This is a genomic window from Paenibacillus rhizoryzae (genome assembly GCF_059686995.1).
Genome location: NZ_JCAALT010000002.1, coordinates 187450 through 207021, shown reverse-complemented (window position 1 = coordinate 207021; position 19572 = coordinate 187450). Strand labels below are relative to the sequence as shown.

Annotated in this window: 17 protein-coding genes and 1 riboswitch; of the genes, 13 read left to right on the top strand and 4 right to left on the bottom strand. The window is 49.8% G+C overall.

Translation table 11 applies throughout. The features are described from left to right. Positions 1-11: 11 nt before the first annotated feature. On the bottom strand, positions 12-914 hold the full coding sequence (locus AC6ESO_RS06230; protein WP_494818423.1) for a LysR substrate-binding domain-containing protein: 903 nt from the start codon (positions 912-914) through the stop codon (positions 12-14). A gap of 186 nt (positions 915-1100) precedes the next feature. Here AC6ESO_RS06230 and AC6ESO_RS06225 point away from each other — a divergent pair, with 186 nt between their 5' ends. After that, complete coding sequence (locus tag AC6ESO_RS06225; RefSeq protein ID WP_497090638.1) at positions 1101-2375, top strand: MFS transporter; 1275 nt, start codon at positions 1101-1103, stop codon at positions 2373-2375. Positions 2376-2567: 192 nt separating this feature from the next. Next, complete coding sequence (locus AC6ESO_RS06220; protein WP_497090637.1) at positions 2568-3215, top strand: metal-dependent hydrolase; 648 nt, start codon at positions 2568-2570, stop codon at positions 3213-3215. 59 nt (positions 3216-3274) lie between these two features. On the opposite strand, the gene corA is transcribed toward AC6ESO_RS06220, so the two are convergent. Beyond that, positions 3275-4210, bottom strand: a complete 936-nt coding sequence (gene corA, locus AC6ESO_RS06215) for a magnesium/cobalt transporter CorA (RefSeq protein WP_494818426.1) — start codon at positions 4208-4210, stop codon at positions 3275-3277. 478 nt (positions 4211-4688) lie between these two features. Further along, a riboswitch (SAM riboswitch) is annotated at positions 4689-4795 on the top strand. 94 nt (positions 4796-4889) lie between these two features. On the opposite strand from corA, the gene metA reads away from it, so the two are divergent. From metA to mqnC, 4 genes are all read left to right on the top strand, one after another. Next, positions 4890-5807, top strand: coding sequence for a homoserine O-acetyltransferase MetA (metA, locus tag AC6ESO_RS06210; protein ID WP_497090636.1), 918 nt, complete (start codon positions 4890-4892; stop codon positions 5805-5807). 39 nt (positions 5808-5846) lie between these two features. Beyond that, positions 5847-7007, top strand: coding sequence for a PLP-dependent transferase (locus tag AC6ESO_RS06205; protein WP_497090635.1), 1161 nt, complete (start codon positions 5847-5849; stop codon positions 7005-7007). A 6-nt stretch (positions 7008-7013) separates the two neighbouring features. Further along, positions 7014-8201, top strand: coding sequence for an aminotransferase class I/II-fold pyridoxal phosphate-dependent enzyme (locus AC6ESO_RS06200; RefSeq protein ID WP_497090634.1), 1188 nt, complete (start codon positions 7014-7016; stop codon positions 8199-8201). A 330-nt stretch (positions 8202-8531) separates the two neighbouring features. Continuing rightward, a complete protein-coding gene (mqnC, locus tag AC6ESO_RS06195; RefSeq protein ID WP_090981967.1) occupies positions 8532-9668 on the top strand; it encodes a cyclic dehypoxanthinyl futalosine synthase in 1137 nt (378 codons plus the stop codon). Positions 9669-9835: 167 nt separating this feature from the next. Here mqnC and AC6ESO_RS06190 read toward each other — a convergent pair whose 3' ends face one another. Next, positions 9836-10951 carry a GGDEF domain-containing protein gene (locus tag AC6ESO_RS06190; protein WP_497090633.1) on the bottom strand — a complete coding sequence of 372 codons (1116 nt, stop codon included), beginning with the start codon at positions 10949-10951 and terminating at the stop codon, positions 9836-9838. Positions 10952-11235: 284 nt separating this feature from the next. Between AC6ESO_RS06190 and AC6ESO_RS06185 the strand changes: the two genes are divergently transcribed. From AC6ESO_RS06185 to AC6ESO_RS06155, 7 genes are all read left to right on the top strand, one after another. Continuing rightward, a complete protein-coding gene (locus AC6ESO_RS06185; protein ID WP_497090632.1) occupies positions 11236-12234 on the top strand; it encodes a putative sporulation protein YtxC in 999 nt (332 codons plus the stop codon). Between the two features lie 434 nt (positions 12235-12668). Beyond that, positions 12669-14606: a threonine--tRNA ligase gene (gene thrS / locus AC6ESO_RS06180; protein WP_497090631.1), complete on the top strand. Its 1938-nt coding sequence runs from the start codon at positions 12669-12671 to the stop codon at positions 14604-14606. Positions 14607-14695: 89 nt separating this feature from the next. Beyond that, positions 14696-15280, top strand: a complete 585-nt coding sequence (locus AC6ESO_RS06175; protein WP_497090630.1) for a 3D domain-containing protein — start codon at positions 14696-14698, stop codon at positions 15278-15280. Between the two features lie 113 nt (positions 15281-15393). Next, positions 15394-15912, top strand: coding sequence for an RNA polymerase sigma factor (locus AC6ESO_RS06170; RefSeq protein WP_497090629.1), 519 nt, complete (start codon positions 15394-15396; stop codon positions 15910-15912). Between the two features lie 76 nt (positions 15913-15988). After that, positions 15989-16117 (top strand): hypothetical protein, encoded by a 129-nt coding sequence (locus AC6ESO_RS06165; RefSeq protein ID WP_494818435.1) that lies wholly within the window; start codon positions 15989-15991, stop codon positions 16115-16117. A 129-nt stretch (positions 16118-16246) separates the two neighbouring features. After that, entirely contained in the window at positions 16247-17635 is a 1389-nt protein-coding gene (locus tag AC6ESO_RS06160) for a methyl-accepting chemotaxis protein (protein WP_497090628.1), read from the top strand. A gap of 100 nt (positions 17636-17735) precedes the next feature. Then, the gene (locus AC6ESO_RS06155; RefSeq protein ID WP_497090627.1) at positions 17736-18116 is read left to right on the top strand and encodes a hypothetical protein; all 381 of its coding nucleotides are present in this window, start codon (positions 17736-17738) and stop codon (positions 18114-18116) included. Between the two features lie 102 nt (positions 18117-18218). Here AC6ESO_RS06155 and AC6ESO_RS06150 read toward each other — a convergent pair whose 3' ends face one another. Beyond that, a complete protein-coding gene (locus AC6ESO_RS06150) occupies positions 18219-19514 on the bottom strand; it encodes an ammonium transporter (RefSeq protein ID WP_497090626.1) in 1296 nt (431 codons plus the stop codon). Between the last annotated feature and the right edge of the window lie 58 nt (positions 19515-19572).

Genomic DNA, 19572 nt, shown 5'->3' with positions numbered 1-19572 from the left:
TGAATCTCCTCCTACTCGCTGCTAATGAAATGATCTTCGGGCATACCCTTCAAATCGCTCAAAAACTGCTGCATTGCTGAGTTGATATATCGTCCTGACTTATAAACTAAACCGACCGGATGGCTCATATCGAGCTCATTCACTTTAATCCGCTTCAGCGTGCCGAGCTGAACCTCTTTGGCAATGGATAGCTTAGACACCACTGCAGCGCCTAAATTGATCTCGACCATCCGCTTCACTTCCTCGCTGCTCGAAAGCTCCATCACGATGTTCGGGTGCAGATTGTATTTGCGGAAAATTTGATCCAGAAAACGTCGTCCTAATGTGTCCGGTGAGAGCATAATCATGGGAATGTCCTTGAGCGATTCTACGGTAGTATGCTTCAAATGGCTCATGGGATGCTCGGGAGCAACGACCAGTTCGTAGGTATCATAATACAGGATGGATGTTTCCACATTCGGATTGCGTTCCGACAGATAGGTGATGCCGATGTCTACACTGCCATTCTCTACACTGGCCATAACTCCTGAAGAGGGCATGGAGTGAATCGTTGTTTTGATAAGCGGGAATTGATTTTGAAAATAAGACAGCACCCGAGGCAAAATTTGAATCGCGATCGATGAGGTTGTTCCCAGCACGATATGACCCTGCGGCGTTTGGCTTAGGTCAGAGAGCTTCTGCTTCAGTTCTTCTACGATGGCTAATATGCGCTCGGCGTGATCAAGAAACACTTGTCCGCGGTCCGTTAAGGTGACGGGTTGATTCCGATCAATTAGAACCGTTTTAAACTCATCCTCTAAGCTTTTGATTTGGGCAGAAACAGCCGGCTGCGTTAGATTAAGCAGCTCTCCTGCTTTGCGAAAGCTCATGGTGCGTGAGATGGTTAACAACGTTTCAAGTTGGTTAATATTCACGGAATCCCTCCTTTAGCGATTAAAGATTTTTATCACAGCTATATATCATTATAATGTAAAATCAGCTCGACGGCAAAAGTGCCAAACAGTGGGTAAGCGATCGTGAGTTCGAGCAGGATTCAATTACGAGGCTGTCGAATGTTGGTTATAGGTGACAATTCATGCGCTATTAAAGGAGCGAAGAGGATGAATCCGAAGGCAGTACGCAGCTGGATGATGTACGATTGGGCCAATTCTGCTTTTGTCACGACCATTATGGCCGCGGTTATGCCGATCTACTACAAAACGGTAGCAGGGGCTGATTTGAGCGGCAATACAGCTGAGAATTACTGGGGCTACACGCAAACCATCGCGATGATTTTCGTTGCCATCCTATGTCCGATTATGGGAGCGATTGCTGACTATTCAGGATCGAAGGTTCGTTTCTTATCGGTGTTCATGTTTATCGGCTCTATCGCAACGATCTGTATGGCGCTGGTTGGGACGAATGATTGGCTGCTTGCTTCTATATTGGTTGTTATCGGAACGATCGGCTATGCCGCCTCTAATACGTTCTATGATGGATTAATCACGGAGGTTTCGACACCGGAAACACTGAATGCCGTGAGCAATAAAGGGTATGCGATGGGTTACTTAGGCGGCGGTTTACTGCTGCTGGTCAATTTAATCATGATCGAGAAATGGTCGTTAGTGGGCTTCCCCAATAAAACAGTTGCCACGCAGACCGTCTTCGTTACGGTTGGGATTTGGTGGATCCTATTCTCGCTTCCAATTATGCGCAATGTGAAGGAAACGGCCAAAGGGACTTCCGATGGTTTCGGAGATATGATGCGGAGAGGGATGCAGCGCATCAACAACACGATGAAGACGTTGAAGCATTACCCGGAGCTGCTCAAGTATATGGCATCCTTCTGGTTCTTCAATGATGGCATTAGTACGGTTATCGTTATGGCAACGATCTATGGGAGCGGCATCGGAATTGAGACCATGGATTTGATTGCCGCATTGCTTATTACACAGTTTGTCGGCTATCCATGCACACTGCTATTCATCCGATTCGCCTCACGTATCGGGATGAAGAAGTCGCTTTATTGCTCACTGCTTGTGTATGTGCTGATTGTTATGCTTGGCTATTTCATGACGAGCGCACTTCACTTCTATGCATTGGCCGTGTTGGTCGGCTTCGTGCAAGGAGGGAGCCAAGCGACGGCAAGGTCGCTGTACGCCACATTGGTGCCGCCTTCGCGAACCGCCGAGTTTTTCGGCTTCCTGAGCTTATCCAGCAAATTTGCTGCAGTAGCGGGGCCGGCCGTCTTCTCCGTTGTCGGTACGATAACCGGTTCCAGTCGTTTAGGTATACTGGCGCTGCTGGCGTTCTTCATCATAGGCATCATCCTGCTGTACTATGTGAATCTGGATAAAGGCCGCAAGGAAGCGCTGGCAGGAGAGGGACTCGTGTAACTAACTGCCCGCCATACATCGTTGATATCATACGAAGGCATCGTTTGGAAGTACTTCAAGCGATGCCTTTTACATGTCGGAATTCCTATTGAATGACGATGGAAAAGAAGGTATAATCATTCGAAAAGCGAACTAACGTTCGATGATGGTGATTATTTTATCTACATAGTCAGTCAGAATGAGGAGGCAAATATGAAAGGAACGACACATTTAGCGATTGGCGTCGCAATCGGGGTGGTTGCTGCAGCTACGCATCCCATCACGCTGACCAATGCTGCGGCGTTTATCATTGTTGCGGCATTTTCCGCACTTAGCGCGGATTTGGATGGGACGAATATGCTGAGCAGCAAGCTTAGCAAGCCGGCAAGGGTAATCCGCGCCCTTATGCTGTGGGGCGGAGTCGCGGCAGCTGCAGCGGCGGCGTATTATTATTGGTTTGAAGCTATCTTTTATCCGTATTTGACGATTGCCGCAGCAGCCGTCTTTCTTCTGGGCATGATTTCTCGCAATGGCATGATTCGGGATGCGCTCGTGAGTATAATTGGCGTTGGATTAATGTATGCAGGATATGCGATCGGTCATCGTTGGCTGATGGGGCTTGGTCTGTATGTTGCGTGGGTGCCCTGGCTGAACCACCGAGGGTTAACGCATACCGTCTGGGCGGTAGTTGCCTGGGGGGCGATCGGTTGGGGGCTGGAGCAGCAGCTTGAGATCGAAGGCATTGCCTACACCGCGATAAGCGGGTATCTGTCCCATCTTATAGCGGATACATTAACGCCAAGCGGCGTCAAATGGCTGTACCCGCTAACCAAGAAGACCTTTAAGCTTCCGTTCGGTTAATATAGAAAAAGCTCTCCTGAGGCCGCGAGCGTCCCTGGAGAGCTTTTTTAATTAGCCGTTCACAGCCATTCTTTCTTGCGGAAAATGAAAAACATCCCGAAACCGAGCAAGAGCATAAACGTGAGCAGCAAGTAAGAGCCGCCGTGCAGATGGAGCCCAGGTATAAAGTCGAAATTCATTCCGTAGATACCGGTAATGAACGTGAGTGGCATGAAGATCGTGGTCAGCGCGGTAAAGACGCGCATGATTTCATTCGCGCGGTTCGCAAGCGAAGACTGGTAAGCCTCTCGTAAGTTGCCCATCAGATCGCGGTAGGTCTCGAAAGTCTCGGCAATTTTGACGGCATTCTCATAGATATCGCTAAAGTACTTCTGCAATTGATCGTCGATGAGTTTCAAGTCTTTCTTATTGAGTGTTGCTATAAGCTCCTTCTGTGGTCCAAGTACTTTCTTGAGCCAGAGAATTTCGCTTCGAAGTCCGATAATTTCATTCAGATGCGATTTCTTGGTGTGGACCAAAATATCTTCTTCCAAGCTTTCGATCCGCGCCTCAATCCGATCGCCGACGAGGAAGTAATTATCAACGACGATATCGACCAGATGATAGAGGAAACGGTCGGGGCGGCTGACTTGCTCTTCAAGCAGGACCGGCTTCAACGTGCGAAGCTCGTTAATTTTCTGTTTCGTAACGGTAATAATATAATGGCGGCCCAGAAAAATGTTCAGGGCACGTAGGAAAATTTCTTCATCATCAAAACGGATGCTGTTTATTACAATAAAATAATGGCCTTCATGAATTTCAATCTTAGGCCGTTGCTCTTCTTCACTCAAACAGTCTTCGACAGCCAGCTCATGCAGCGCGAATATCGGCTGGAGCACAGCGAGGTCATCCACATCGGCATCAATCCAGTAGAAGCCCTCGGCAGGCGGCACGACGGCAGCTTGAATGTCATCAACCGGTGTGAAAACACCTTGATTCACGTGACGGATCTTCATCCGCGTTCCTCCTCTCGTTGTTGCAGTAATTCCCGGATGCCGGTTATGAGGAGGAGAACAGAATCAGGCAACATCAAGCAAGCCATGTCGCGCGGTGCCGTGCTGCTTGCTCTAGTCCATCTATCTAGAAGCGGCGCGTTTGCGAATAGGATTGGATGACATAAGCCTTCCTGCTATCTTCCGTGTAAACCGGTTATCAGTGCGGTTGCCCGCAGGCCTCGGGTCGCCTTCCATAGTCGTAAACACCCCTTTAATGGTCAATTATTCACTGCTTAAAGCGTAATTCTTGTCTAGTATACTCCGACAATGTCTTTCCATTCAAGAAGAAAGTAGCGTGCATGGTTCTGTATCAGCATATGCAGGGAAAAGCCCATGGTTACGCGATTCTTGTCGATGGTGAAGGGGGATCTCCTTGACGGGAATAAAGGAATGATTTAAAGTAAGAACTAAGGAATTTCTTTAATTAAATAAGCAAGCTTTCTTATCAAGAGCAGGCGGAGGGACTAGCCCGATGAAGCCCGGCAACCGGCGTGTAAACGTACGGTGCTAATTCTTGCGGAAACGTATGTTTCTGAGAGATGAGAGGCGCATGAACGATACATTTGTGCCCCTCTCTAATGAGAGGGGCTGTTTTCATTGCGCTCCTCAGTGACAATCCAAGCAGACTGGAGAGATTATCATGCCGATTAAAGTACCAGACCAACTACCTGCGAAAGATGTTTTGACTGATGAGAATATCTTTCTAATGGATGAGAGCGTTGCCTATCATCAAGATATCCGTCCGCTCCGGATAGCCATTCTTAATTTAATGCCCACTAAAGAAACGACCGAAACACAGCTGCTCCGTTTAATCGGGAACACGCCGCTGCAGGTGGAAGTCGTGCTGCTTCATCCTCGGACTCACACGTCGAAGAATACGTCGTCCGAGCATTTGGAGTCGTTTTATAAAACGTTCGACGATATTAAGCATGAGTACTACGACGGCTTGGTTATTACCGGAGCCCCTGTAGAGACGCTGCCGTTCGAAGAGGTCAACTATTGGGAAGAGCTGCAGGATATTATGGATTGGTCGGCTCGTCGCGTAACGTCAACCTTCCACATCTGTTGGGGCGCACAAGCCGGATTGTATCACCACTACGGCATTCCCAAATACGAGCTGGCGGATAAGGTGTTCGGCGTATTCCCGCATACGGTTGAGAAGCGCAATGTTCCGCTTGTACGCGGTTTTGACGAACTATTCCTAGTTCCGCAATCGCGTCATACGGAAGTTCGCCGCGATGATATCGACAATATAGAGGATCTGGAGATCCTGTCTGAATCGCCGGAAGCCGGCGTTTATCTGGTTGCTTCCAAGGACGGCAGACAAGTTTTCGTAACCGGTCATTCGGAATACGATCCGTTGTCACTCAAGGCTGAATACGATCGCGATGTAGCCAAAGGAATGGATATTGCTTTGCCGAAGAATTACTATCCAAACAACGACCCGTCGAAGATTCCGCTGTCGAGCTGGAGAGCGCATGCCAATCTGCTGTTCTCGAACTGGTTGAATTATTATGTTTATCAGCAAACCCCATATGATTTGGGTGCAGGCATTTAAATAAGAAGTTCAATATTCGACGAGAGGGAGTCACTTCAGATGAAAATAGAAAGCCGCTTAGCACAAATTGGATCCATTAAAGAGCCTGTTACCGGAGCAATCAGCTTCCCGGTGTACCAAGCAACAGCTTTCCGCCACCCGAAGCTTGGCGAAAGCACGGGCTTTGACTATGCTCGCACGAAGAGCCCGACCCGCAGTGTGCTTGAAGAAGCGGCTGCAGAGCTGGAGTCCGGCGACGCCGCGTTTGCTTGCAGCAGCGGCATGGCTGCGCTGACGACTGTCTTCTCGCTGTTTGGCCAAGGCGACCATTTGCTCGTTTCCTTGGATCTATACGGCGGTACATACCGCTTGCTGGAGAAGATTATGACTCGCTTCGGCGTGTCAGCTTCTTACGTCGATACGAATGATATCGATGCGATGAACCAGCTGGTTACGCCGGCTACGAAAGCGATCTTGATCGAGACGCCGACGAATCCGCTGATGATGATTACAGATTTGGAGCGCGTTTGTTCATGGGCGAAGTCCAAAGGCTTGCTGTCCATAGTAGATAACACGCTGCTTACTCCGTTCTTCCAGCGTCCAATCGAGCTTGGTGCAGACGTCATCGTGCATAGCGCTACGAAGTACCTTGGCGGCCACAATGACGTGCTGGCGGGCCTTATCGTAACGAAGGGCAAGGAACTATCCGCTGAGATGGGATTCCTTCACAACTCGCTCGGCGCTGTTCTGGGACCACAGGATTCGTGGCTTCTGATGCGCGGGATGAAGACGCTGGCGCTGCGGATGGAACGCCATCAAGCGAATGCAACAGCGATCGCGAACTGGCTGCTAACGCATGAAGTGATAGAGGATGTATATTATCCTGCGCTGCCTCATCACCCGGGTCATGAGATACAGAACCGTCAGTCCTCCGGCAATACCGGTATCTTCTCGTTCCGCTTGAAGAAAGCAGCTTATGTGGAGCCGATCCTTCGTCATATTAAGCTGATTGCTTTCGCCGAAAGCCTCGGCGGCGTGGAATCGCTGATGACGTATCCGGCCGTACAAACGCATGCGGATATTCCGTTGGAAATTCGTCAGAAAATCGGCGTAGATGACCGTCTGCTTCGTTTCTCAGTCGGCATTGAGCACGTGAATGATTTGATCGCGGATTTGGCGCAAGCCTTTGAAGCAGCAAAACGTGAGCTTGGGGAGGCATAAACCATCATGGCAGAGCAGCATCCGGACAAGAGAAAAGGCAATGACAGCGCAGAGAAACAATTTGCAACGAAATTGATTCATTTCGGGGCGGAGATCGATGGACAAACCGGCGCATCGAGCGTGCCGATTTATCAAGCTTCTACGTTCCATCATCATGACATTTTCAACCCGCCGACGTACGATTACAGCCGTTCCGGCAATCCGACGCGTCAGGCTTTGGAAGATTACATTACGCTGCTTGAAGGCGGCGTTCGCGGCTTTGCATTTGCATCCGGTATGGCAGCGATCTCGACAGCGTTCCTGCTGTTCTCGACAGGCGATCACATCATCGTCACCGAGGACGTTTACGGCGGGACCTACCGCCTGCTGACAACGGTGCTGAACCGTCTTGGCATTGAGTCCACGTTCGTAGATATGACGGACTTTGAAGCGGTGAAAGCAGCGCTCCGGCCGAATACGAAGGCGGTCTTCATGGAGACCCCATCTAACCCGACGCTGAAAATCACCGATATTGGTGAAGTCGCGGCTTGGGCGAAGGAGCATGAGCTGATTACATTGCTGGACAATACATTTATGACGCCGTACCATCAGCGTCCAATCGAGCTCGGGGTCGATATCGTCCTGCACAGCGCCACGAAGTTTCTGGGCGGCCACAGTGACGTTCTTGCAGGCCTTGCCGTTGTGGCAACTGAAAGCCTCGGCCGCAGGCTGAAGCAGCTGCAGAACGGTCTTGGCACCGTTCTGGGTACGCAGGAGTCATGGCTGCTGATCCGCGGCATGAAGACGCTTCAAGCGCGTATGGAGCACAGCGAGCGCAGCGCTCGCAAGCTGGCAGAATGGCTCGACAACAATCCGGATGTTACACGCGTGTATTATCCGGGTCTTGCGAACCATCCGCGCCGCGAAGTGCATGAGAAACAATCGAAGGGTTACGGTGCAGTCGTATCCTTCGATGTGGGTGACGGCGAACGCGCCAAAGCCGTTCTCAGCCGTGTGAAGCTGCCGCTTGTCGCGGTAAGTCTTGGTGCTGTTGAAAGTATTTTGTCTTATCCGGCCATGATGTCGCATGCGGCGATGCCGCGCGAGGTTCGTCATGAACGTGGCATCACAGATGGTTTGCTTCGTTATTCCGTCGGTTTAGAGGATATTGATGACCTGATTGCGGATCTGGATCAGGCGCTTAAAGGGGAATAAGGCGGAATGCTCCATTCGAAGCCTTGGCCTCGAACGGAAACCAATCCGCCTATGGCGGAATGCTCCATTCGAAGCCCTGGCTTCGAACGGAAACCAATCCGCCTATGGCGGAATGCTCCATTCGAAGCCCTGGCTTCGAACGGAAACCAATCCGCCTATAAGGCGCAAATAATGCGATACGCGGCAGTCCCGGCGGACTAGCCGCGTTTTTCGCCGTTTAGGCTGGCTTTTTCGGCCGATGTCGGTGCATGACGCTGGTTGGCGTTTGTGGTAGTATTAGTTGAAACGTAGCAAGTGACGGATATGTTGATAGAGAAGGAGGTCTCCATCGTGCAACAGGTAGATCGCATTTTAGATAAAGCACTGCAAGGAGAACGGATTGGACTTGAGGAGTGCGTGACACTTTTCGAATCCGATGAAATTGAGAAAATGGGCCATGTGGCCAATCAGATTATGCTTCGGCATCATCCTGATCCGGTAACGACCTTCGTTGTCGGACGGAACATCAATTACACGAACGTATGCGATGTGTATTGCCGTTTCTGCGCGTTTTACCGAGCGCCCGGCTCGAAGGAAGGCTACGTGCTTCCGGATGAAGTCATTTTGCAGAAGATCAAGGAAACCATGGATGTCGGGGGAACCGAGATTCTGATGCAGGGCGGCGTAAATCCAGAGCTGCCATTCTCGTATTACTTGGATTTATTGCGTAAGATCAAGCAGCATTATCCAGGCATTACGATGCACTCTTTCTCCCCGGCGGAGATTCATAAGATGGTGTTGCTTTCGGGCGGACAATCGCTTGAAGAGGTGCTTCGCGAGCTGAATCGTGCGGGACTGGATTCGCTTCCGGGCGGCGGCGGCGAAATTCTGGATGACCGGACAAGACGCAAGATCAGCCGGTTGAAGGGCTCTTGGACGGATTGGATGGACGTCATGAAGACGGCCCATCGCATCGGCATGAACACGACAGCTACGATGGTTATCGGGTTCGGGGAAGAGATGGAGGAGCGTGCGCTTCATTTGCTTCGTGTGCGTGACGCACAGGATGAGTGCATAGCGAACGGCTATAACTCCAAAGGTTTCCTAGCGTTCATTCCATGGACATTCCAGCCGGAGAACACGAACATGAAGCGGGAGAAAGCGACGCCGGAAGAGTACTTGAAAACATTGGCGATCAGCCGGATTACGCTCGACAATATCGATAATTTCCAATCTTCATGGGTAACTATGGGGCCGGAAGTGGGCAAGCTTTCATTGTCCTACGGCTGTAACGACTTCGGCAGCACAATGATTGAGGAGAATGTGGTTTCGGCCGCAGGAACGACGCATAAGGTCAATATCGATTCCATTCTTCGCTTGATTCGCGAAACAGGCAAGATCCCAGCGCAGCGCAACACGCGTTATGAGATCCTGAAGATGTACAACGAATCCGAAATGGCGCAGAACGACTTTATCATGCAAAACTAATAGACCGTCCATATAAAAAGCTTCCCATCAGGAATGGCAGTTCCTGATGGGAAGCTTTTGTTTGTTTAAAACATAGGCGCGGTATCAGTTTCACCTTATAACACGCTAATATTTTACGGGAATGAAACGAGCTTCTCCGCCGATAGGACGGCGACAGCCGTTTCGCCTTAGGCGAGCTGACTTTGCTGATACTGCTCCAAATTGGAAACAATACTACGGTTCTTGCCGCTATTCTTGGCTTTATATAGCGCCGCATCAACACGATTGAAGAAGTGCTCTTTTCCCTCACCGGAGGTATATTCAGCGAATCCGGCGCTGATCGTGACGGGGCTTGAACCAAGCGTCTCGTGCGGGACTTGGGCGATTTCTTCACGAATTTGCTCGGTAATGATATAGGATTCGGTGCTGGTTTTGTCCGTATAGAGGATAGCGAATTCCTCTCCGCCATAGCGGGCGACGAAATCATTGGCGCAAGCTTTGCCGCGAATAAGCTCCGAGACGGATTTGAGCACCGCATCTCCGGCACGATGGCCGAAGGTATCATTGACGAGCTTGAAGTTATCGATATCGATGATCGCAAGCTGCAGTGGAAGTCCGTTTCGTTCATGCTGGTCGATCAGTCTATCCATATATTCGTGAAACGTAATGTGATTGTACAGGTCGGTTAAGGCGTCCGTCTTCGCCAGCTTGTCCATCCATACCGTCTTCACGAGAAGCTGTTGATTGGATTCGAAATAGGCTTTCAGATGATCAAGCAGCTCGCGGCCACGTCGCAGAATGCCCCATGCCACAAGCGTAAATACACTGAACATAACGGTAATGGTCGTAAGTCCTACTAATGAAATATCCGTGTGCATCAAGTCATTCGTCCAATACATGATGTAAAGCGATGTCAGCGTATTGGCTAAGGCAAATAGAAGCTTAAGAGTCTGGAAATAAAATATCGATACCATGACAGGTAAGAAAAGCGCGATGAGTAAGTAGTTGATGGAGTTGTGGACATAAACAATGATGAAGGCGAGCACGGCCGATGTGAGGATGAGTATATAGTCTTGATATTTACCTTTAAATAAACGAAGTCCTGACTCGGCGAGGAGGAGAAGCCCGAGCTGCAGCAGCGAGGGTCTTACCATATATTCCATAATGAATTGATTGGTGGGCACTTCCGTAATGGTTAAATAGAGACATTCTAATCCAATCGTAATGAGCAGAATGGCCCAGAAGCCATTTAGCAGCATGCGATTCCATCGGTATCTGTTGTAATTTATCGATTCATAATCCATGGCACTCACTCCGAGGATGCGGCTTCGTTTGGAACAAATATACCACGAATCCCCTTCCATTCCAATCCCCCACTAGCTGTGCCAATGCCTACATCGTATATATGCTTTTGCAGAACCATATACTGTTAAGGAAGCCCGAATTGTCCTCTGGATGAAGTATGAAAAGGAATCAAAACGACCCTCTCGTCCGTTCGTTTAACGCCCAATTTGCCGATTTACCGGCCACTATATCCAGCCGGCCTAGCCGCTGGCTGCTATTCGCAAAAACTTTTAGGAGTGAGCCTATGGAACTGTTCACTGTTTCTTTGCTTTCGGCTTCCCGTGAAGCGATTGATCGACTGCACCATTGTTTGAGCGAAGAATTTGTCGATTTACATAGCGATAAGGATACCGCTGTTCCGTTCGTGAGCTTCACAAGGCCGGAGTACGAAACAATGGAAATTTCATGCCTTGTTGACCTTGCCGATTTCAAGCTCGCTACGGATGGACCGAAGATGTATCGAAGATCTGCGACCGCTTTTGCCCGCTACATTATGTCTGAGCTTGAGCCTATGCTGTTAAAGGCGATTATACGCAAGCAATTTCATTATGAAGTGGTCAAAGAGATCGAAGTGCTAGAGCGATATTGCCAAAATATTTTGTACGGCGCGGCTGTTCCGGCCGTCCAGGAAGACGACACCGATACGGCTATGCTGCGTTCTGACAGAGAACGCCGGATGGGGAAAGTAGCTGATGAGATCGAGCTGTTTCTGAGCAGCAACACCCGTTTGCACCTCGATGGCTTCGTTACGTTTAGACTGGCCGCATACTGGCAAGAACTGAAGGAAGTCGTTGCTTATGCGGTGGATGAATATGTAATGGATAAGCAATACCAGGAATTTATATCGCTGCTCAAATATTTTGTCCGGATGCAGGAAGTGAAGCTTCCAATCGTGCATGTGCTGCACAAGGGCGGAAGTGACTTCGTCCTCTACGATCAAGAGTTTCAAATGCTGGAAACCGTACCTGCCGACCGCATCGTAGCGGAAATGCTGGAGTCGGAAATGAACATGGAGGACATGATCGTCAGTACGCTGATTACCGTGTCGCCGCAGCAAATCGTCATTCACACGCGGCAGCCGGAGCTGCCTGTCATGCGCACGCTGGAAACCATATTCGAGCATCGGGTACGGCTCTGCTGCACATGCGGGCATTGCAGCTACTTCTTCGATGAGCAGGGGCTGCCCATTGTGCAGTCGACAGATGTCGTTTCGGAGAAACGCGTGCGCAATGTCATTCCGTGAAAATATACACCGCAATCTAGGCTTGACCTGTCAGTCGGTGTCAGATTATAATTATTCACATGTAAAAGCAATGACAAAGACATGTATCACCAGCAATGCTCGATCCAGAGAGAGGAACCTAGGCTGAAATTTCCTCACGATGCAGCGGCGATATACCCCTTTGTAGCTGTCCAGTTGAACCTCGGCTTCTTGATGAAGCGTGGCAGTAAGCTGTACCGGGCCGTTCCCGTTATAGGACGTCTACAAGGATCAGTAGCCTGTACGTTTAGCTGCTGATTGAACTAGGGTGGAACCACGGGTCTATTAGAGCACTCGTCCCTTTGCGGGATGCGTGCTTTTTTTGTTGGCTGCATACCGCATAGATCGTTAAATTTAGGTATTGCGAGGGCATTGTCATGCAGCCGCAAGAACCACATCCAGGAGGAACGAAGGGTATGGCGATTCAAGTAAAGCTGCCGGACGGCGCAGTCCGGGAATACGAGCAAGGTACTACAATTGAAGAAGTGGCGGGTTCCATCAGCAATGGTCTGCGGAAGAACGCGATTGCCGGTAAAGTAGACGGTAAAGTGGTAGATGTCTATACGCCGCTAGAAGGCAATGCTGCCCTCGAAATCGTAACCGTTGAATCTGCTGACGGTCTTGAAGTGTATCGTCACAGTACTGCGCATCTAATGGCACAAGCCATAAAGCGTCTGTTCGGCAAGAATGATGTGAAGCTTGGCATCGGGCCCGTTATCGAAGACGGCTTCTATTATGACATCGATATGGAGCAGTCCCTTACACCTGAGGATCTCGTCAAAATCGAGAAAGAAATGGAACGTATCGTACAGGAGGATCTGCCGATTCGCCGCCGCGTTGTAAGCCGCGAAGAAGCGATCGCCATCTTTACGGAAATCGCCGATCCGCTGAAATTAGAGCTTATTCGCGATCTGCCGGAAGATTCGCAAATTACAATTTATGATCAAGGCGAATTCTTCGACCTATGCCGCGGGCCGCACTTGCCTTCGACCGGCAAGATTAAAGCGTTCAAGCTGCTTAGCGTTGCCGGCGCTTACTGGCGCGGTGATTCCAAGAACAAAATGCTGCAACGGATCTATGGCACAGCATTCCCTAAGAAAGCACAGCTCGATGAGCATCTTCATTTCCTGGAGGAAGCGAAGAAACGCGATCACCGTAAACTCGGCCGTGAGCTGAAGATGTTTACATTCTCCCGTGAAGTCGGACAAGGACTTCCGCTATGGCTGCCTAACGGCGCGCGCCTTCGCCGTACAATGGAGCGTTATATCGTAGATTTGGAAGAAAGCCTAGGCTACCAGCATGTCTACACACCTGTTCTTGCAAACGTTGAATTGTACAAAACTAGCGGACACTGGGAGCACTACAGCGAGGATATGTTCCCGAAAATGATCATGGACAACGAGGAACTCGTTCTTCGTCCAATGAACTGCCCGCATCATATGATGGTATTCAAGAGCGATATGCGTTCGTATCGCGACCTTCCGGTTCGGATCGCGGAGCTTGGCACGATGCACCGCTACGAAATGTCCGGCGCACTGACAGGCTTGCATCGCGTACGTGCAATGACGCTGAATGATGCTCATATTTTCTGCCGTCCGGATCAAATCAAAGAAGAATTCGCGCGCGTTATTACGCTAATTCGTCAAGTGTATGAGGATTTCGGCATCAAGGATTACCGTTTCCGTCTGTCCTACCGTGATCCGCAGGATAAAGAGAAGTACTTCCAAAACGACGAAATGTGGGAAATGTCGCAGCGCATGCTCCGCGAAGTTGTGGAAGAGCTTGGCCTGCCATTCTTCGAGGCTGAAGGCGAAGCGGCGTTCTATGGACCGAAGCTCGACGTTCAAATCAAGACAGCCCTGGGCAAAGAAGAAACACTTTCAACTGCGCAGCTGGACTTCCTGCTTCCTGAACGATTCGAATTGGAGTACGTTGGCGATGACGGCAAGAAACATCGTCCGGTCGTTATCCACCGCGGTATTATCAGCACAATGGAGCGTATGACAGCATTCTTGCTCGAGAACTTCGCTGGTGCGCTGCCGCTGTGGCTGTCACCTGTACAAGCCAAAATCATCCCGGTTTCGGTTGCCTACGAAGCTTATGCGCGTGAGCTTGAAGCAAAGCTGCAGCTTGCGGGTATCCGGGTTGAATCCGATCTTCGCAATGAGAAGCTCGGCTATAAGATCCGTGAAGCACAGCTGGAGAAAGCGCCGTACATGCTCGTTGTTGGCGAGAATGAAGCGAGCTCGGAATCTGTCTCCGTGCGTAAACGCGGCGAAGGCGATCTGGGTTCGATGCCGGTATCGGAGCTAATTGCAAAGTTGAAAACGGAAATCGCCGAGAAGCAAATCTAATCATTTCCTGCGCTGGAACATGATTCCTGCTGCCGCATAAAGCTTGTCGCACTTGGGTATCCTTCGAACTAAGGAGGATAACAACCCAGATGATGACAAGCTTTTTGTCGTTTCAACGTGTTCTAAGTATTAGTACAGCAGCAATGATGATGATCATCGGTCTGTTATTTGCAGACTGTACGGCAGCATGCAGTGTGGGGGCTGAGATTGAACGGCAAATCACGCAGCGGCCTGTAAGTAAGCAGCCGCATCCGGCAACGAAGTCATTCAAGCCCATTCAAGTCGTAGCAACAGGCTACACCGCAGGTGTCGAATCCACAGGTAAGCGGCCGGGACATCCGCAATATGGCATTACGTATTCAGGCGTTCGTGTGCGAAGAGGCTTTGTTTCGACAATCGCCGCGGATCCCAAAGTGTTTCCGATCGGAACCCTTCTATACGTACCCGGTTACGGTTATGGGATTGTAGCCGATACCGGCTCTGCGATTAAAGGGAAGAAAATCGATCTGTATTTTGAAACAAGGAAGCAGGTATTCAAGCAGTGGGGGAAACGTAAGGTTACAGTTCGAGTGCTGAGGCGAGGCAATGGCAAGCTGACGGAAGCTTGGCTTAATGAGCTGAATGAAGCAGTCACAGCGGAGAAGACGATCCCAAGAGAGCTGCTTGAGTCCTAATCGACATAGAGAGAATGTTTGGCGATTCGCCGAATATTCTCTTTTTTTTGCGGCATAGGTATGTTAGAATACACTTTGAAAGCGCTACCACCGATAAATGAGGGCGGATATCCATGAACAATGAACCATCCCTTACAGAGCCGAATGTAGTATCCCAATTAGAGGCTTATGAGGACAAGCTGCTAGAGCTCTATAAGGAGATGATTCGAGTAGCCTATGCGAAGGTGCATAATAAGTCAGATGCCCAGGATGCGGTTCAGGAAGCTTGGGTGCGCATGCTCATGAAGCAAGGCGCACTTAGGGAGCGAAGCAAGCTTTACTCATGGGCGAGAGTGATTACGGCCAATATTGCCTTGAATTTGAATAAGAAAGCGTCACGGGTTCGCCCCTCATGCGAATTAGAGTCCTTCTATAGGTCACAGGAAGCCGGTTATAGAGACGAAGCAGCGGTCATGATTGAAATCAACGAGCTGCTCAATTTGCTGGATCCGGCATCTCGTGCCATGCTGCTTTACAAATTTTATTACGGCTTTAAGGATGCGGAAATCGCAGCAGTGATGCAGGTTCCGGTCGGGACAATTAAAGCCCGGATTCACCGGACGAAGCGGTATTTGCGTGATAAAATGATTTAACAATTATTCAATTTCAACTTACATAAACTGTTCCCGGCCTTGCCATACTATTGGTTGTACGGGGAGGTGAGCAGGAATGGCGAAAAATAAAAACAACAAATTTAATGCAGCCCAAAGTAAATACAACGCAGAATTTGCGTCAGAAAACGCAGCAAACACAGCTAATGCAACAACGAAGGCCGCATCCCAGAAAGCAGAAAAATAAACATAGCTTCCGGATTTTCGAAGCAGTTGGCTAAGAGGGACCCATTAGGGTCCCTCTTTTCATTTATGAGACTGTGAACTATACTATTAGTTAATTCTGACCAATTGTCGAAAAAAGGGGGATATTATCATGCCGCTATTGCAGCGTTTCCGAACGCAAGGCACGCCGAATAAGCAAGAAGAAGCAGAACAGAATGTTGTGCTCACGCAGTTGATTAATGAGTCGTTGGTTATTTCGGATCAATTGACCGCTGCGGTAGAGGAAGTTAATCAGTCCATAGGCCAACTGACGGACATTGCCGATCAATCAGCTGTCACCGAGGGGGAGCTGCGCTTATGCAGTGAACGTGCGATGGACCGCATTGGCGAGACATTCTCGACGCTGCAGGAAGTAGCCGCATCCGCTGAACAAATCAGCGACACGGCACAGCTGCTCGACACGGAAAGTAAAGAAACGAAAGAAGTTGTACTTGAGGTTTGCCGATCGCTGACGAACACGGATAAAGTGATGAATGATCTGCAGCAGCATAACAGGACGATGGACCGCCATATCCGCGAGCTGATTGAACAGACTTCACGGATCAATGAGATCAACAGCTTCATCCAAGAGATTGTATCGCAAACATCGCTGCTGGCGTTGAATGCTTCGATTGAGGCTGCGCACGCCGGCGAATTTGGCCGAGGCTTCTCCATTGTTGCCCAGCAAATTAAGAAGCTGGCGGAGCAGAGTCATGAGGCGGTTAGACGCTCCAGCGGGTTGGTCGAAGAGATCGAGAACGGGGTTAAGCAGGTAGTGGCTTCCGTTGATTTGGAGAAAACAGCAGTAGAGCAAGGCATCCGGGAGATGGCGCAAACAAAGAACCGCATGGATTTGATTTTCACACGTATTCATGAAGTAGACCGTTTGGTCAGTCAGAGCAGCACGGCAAGCAAGCAGCAGACGCAGAGCATGAACGCTACGACAGGCATGCTGAAGGATGTTGTCGATGCGGTGAACCAGACACTTGGAAGCGTGGACGAGACACTTGAGCTTACACATAAACAGCGCAGACAAATTAAGAAGCTGGACCGGATCAGCACTAATTTACATAAGTCATCCTCAGAGTTAACCAAAGCAATCGGGCAGGTTGGCATCAAACACGAAGTGAAAGAAAGCGAAATTAACGTAAGCGGGACGCTCGAGAAGCTAAGCAAGCTGGCGGCAGATGCAAGACTGTTCACGCTTGACGAATCCGCGCATCAAGAGCAGCTCTCGCGATTGCTGCAACAATTGCCGGAGATCGAGGCGATTTGGTCGAACCGGGATGATGGCTCGTTTATTTTCTCGCAGCCGGAAGCGGGATTGCTGAATGCCAAAGGCCGCGAGTGGTGGAAGCGGGCTATGGAAGGAAAGGCATTTACTTCACCGGTGTACATCTCCGCGATAACGAAGAAACCTTGCTTGACCATCTCGGTTCCGATTCGTTCGGGCGAAGGTCGATTGATTGGTGTCGTAGGAGCTGACATACGCGTCAAATAATTGCCATTTATTTTGATGAAAAAGGTGTTTCCAAACGGGAAATGATCGTGTAAGATAAGTAGTGTAATGAATGATAACATGCGAAGGCAGGGGAGTTGTCATGACAGAACCAATTACTTACACGCCACCTTCTCGTTTGAGGCATCGTAAAGCAGCTGAAGTTATTCCTTTCCTCAACACATATATAGCTAAGAGAGAGCAAGAGATAGCGGAAATTGTACAGATGATCGAACGCTATGAGAAGCGTCGTTTACACGAAGAACGCTCCTATCAATCGATGTCGACACTTCGCCGAATGCTTACGGGTAAGAAGCCGGACCATCATCTTGCCGTGGAATACATTCACTACGTGAAACGCCCTATGGAGAAAGTGCGTACACTTCGCCTTGAAGTGGAGCAAGCACGTGCGATTCTACATAATAACAATAATGCTTCTGATATCATTGAAGTGTCCAGTGAGATGGATGAAGAGATGAATTAACGGTTAACCGTCCGCGTGTGGGCGGTTTTTTTGTGTCTATTATGAAGAAGCCGCCTTCTCAGGAGTATGATCTCCAAGAAGGCGGCTTCTTTGCGGTTTCTGTTATTTGCGTGATTTTAACTGCTCCAGATCAAGGAAATCATGGTCTTGGTTATACGCCGGTACTCCGTGGATACCGACATCGAGTCCGATAAGCTCTTCGTCCTTCGAGACGCGAACCGGCATGAAACGCTCAATGAGAAGAAGAACGCCCCATGTCAGTGAGAAACCCCATACGCTGACAATAACGAGGCCGAGTGCTTGTACACCAAGTAAATTCCAGCCTCCTCCATAGAACAGGCCATAATACTCTTGTCCGATTCCTTTCGTCATCTCCGGCAGGGCGAACAGGCCAACTGCCAGTGTGCCGAGGCTGCCGCTGACGCCGTGTACGGCGAAGGCGCCAACTGGATCGTCGACGCCTTTGCTCTCGAGAAATTCGGTTGCAAGGACCATCGCGATACCGCAGACTGAACCGATCAAGATGGCTGCGCCATCGGAAACGAACGAGCAACCTGCCGTTATTCCGACCAGACCGGCCAGCGATCCGTTAATAACCATTGGAGGATCGGCTTTCTTATAACGCATCATTGTAAAGAGGATGCATATCGCTCCGCCTGCCGCTGCAGAGAGCATCGTTGTAACCGCGATATGACCGATTGAGCCGTTCGTAGCGCTGAGTGTACTGCCGGAGTTGAAGCCGAACCAGCCAAACCAAAGGATGAATGCGCCAACCGATGCGAGTGGCAGGTTGGAAGGAGGAACGATGTTGCTTTTGCCTTCGGGTGTGAATTTGCCGATTCGCGGTCCGATGAAGATCGCTGCAGCGAGCGCTGCGAAACCGCCTAATGCGTGGATAACTGCAGAGCCTGCGAAGTCGATCATGCCAAGCTTGCCAAGCCAGCCGCCTACCGCCCAAACCCAGTGTCCGGCAACCGGATAGATTAAACCGGTCATCGCGATGGCGTACAATATATAAGCTCTAAAGTGAATGCGTTCCGCAACCGCTCCCGAAACTATGGAGATAACGGCGATAACGAAAGCGCATTGGAACAGCCAGTAAGTCTCATGGGAGATATTAAGCGAAATATGAGACAGGTCTCCATTAAGCAAGAAGCCGGTTGTTCCAATTAAACCGCCTGCGTCTTTCCCGTACATCAGGCCGAATCCGATCATGTAAAAGACCAGTGCGCCGAAGGCAATGTCCACGAATACCTTCATAATAATGCTGACTGCATTTTTCTGCCTCACAAAGCCTGCTTCGAGAAGTGCAAAGCCGCCTTCCATGAGTAGAATCATTGCAGCCGTCAGCACGACCCAAATCGTATCCAGCCCGGTGGACAGAGTGGCTAAATCCATGCTCTCATCTCCTCTAGTATGTCATGTTAGGTTTTATCTCTCAATCCAATCCGAACCC

Excerpts from the sequence above, each read along its gene's own strand:
- AC6ESO_RS06160 (WP_497090628.1), top strand. The coding sequence starts at position 16,247 with ATGCCGCTATTGCAGCGTTTCCGAACGCAAGGCACGCCGAATAAGCAA.
- AC6ESO_RS06225 (WP_497090638.1), top strand. The coding sequence starts at position 1,101 with ATGAATCCGAAGGCAGTACGCAGCTGGATGATGTACGATTGGGCCAAT.
- AC6ESO_RS06190 (WP_497090633.1), bottom strand. The coding sequence starts at position 10,951 with ATGGATTATGAATCGATAAATTACAACAGATACCGATGGAATCGCATG.
- corA (WP_494818426.1), bottom strand. The coding sequence starts at position 4,210 with ATGAAGATCCGTCACGTGAATCAAGGTGTTTTCACACCGGTTGATGAC.
- thrS (WP_497090631.1), top strand. The coding sequence starts at position 12,669 with ATGGCGATTCAAGTAAAGCTGCCGGACGGCGCAGTCCGGGAATACGAG.
- AC6ESO_RS06205 (WP_497090635.1), top strand. The coding sequence starts at position 5,847 with ATGAAAATAGAAAGCCGCTTAGCACAAATTGGATCCATTAAAGAGCCT.
- AC6ESO_RS06155 (WP_497090627.1), top strand. The coding sequence starts at position 17,736 with ATGACAGAACCAATTACTTACACGCCACCTTCTCGTTTGAGGCATCGT.
- AC6ESO_RS06200 (WP_497090634.1), top strand. The coding sequence starts at position 7,014 with ATGGCAGAGCAGCATCCGGACAAGAGAAAAGGCAATGACAGCGCAGAG.
- AC6ESO_RS06170 (WP_497090629.1), top strand. The coding sequence starts at position 15,394 with ATGAACAATGAACCATCCCTTACAGAGCCGAATGTAGTATCCCAATTA.
- AC6ESO_RS06185 (WP_497090632.1), top strand. The coding sequence starts at position 11,236 with ATGGAACTGTTCACTGTTTCTTTGCTTTCGGCTTCCCGTGAAGCGATT.
- AC6ESO_RS06165 (WP_494818435.1), top strand. The coding sequence starts at position 15,989 with ATGGCGAAAAATAAAAACAACAAATTTAATGCAGCCCAAAGTAAATAC.
- metA (WP_497090636.1), top strand. The coding sequence starts at position 4,890 with ATGCCGATTAAAGTACCAGACCAACTACCTGCGAAAGATGTTTTGACT.
- AC6ESO_RS06150 (WP_497090626.1), bottom strand. The coding sequence starts at position 19,514 with ATGGATTTAGCCACTCTGTCCACCGGGCTGGATACGATTTGGGTCGTG.
- AC6ESO_RS06220 (WP_497090637.1), top strand. The coding sequence starts at position 2,568 with ATGAAAGGAACGACACATTTAGCGATTGGCGTCGCAATCGGGGTGGTT.
- AC6ESO_RS06175 (WP_497090630.1), top strand. The coding sequence starts at position 14,696 with ATGATGACAAGCTTTTTGTCGTTTCAACGTGTTCTAAGTATTAGTACA.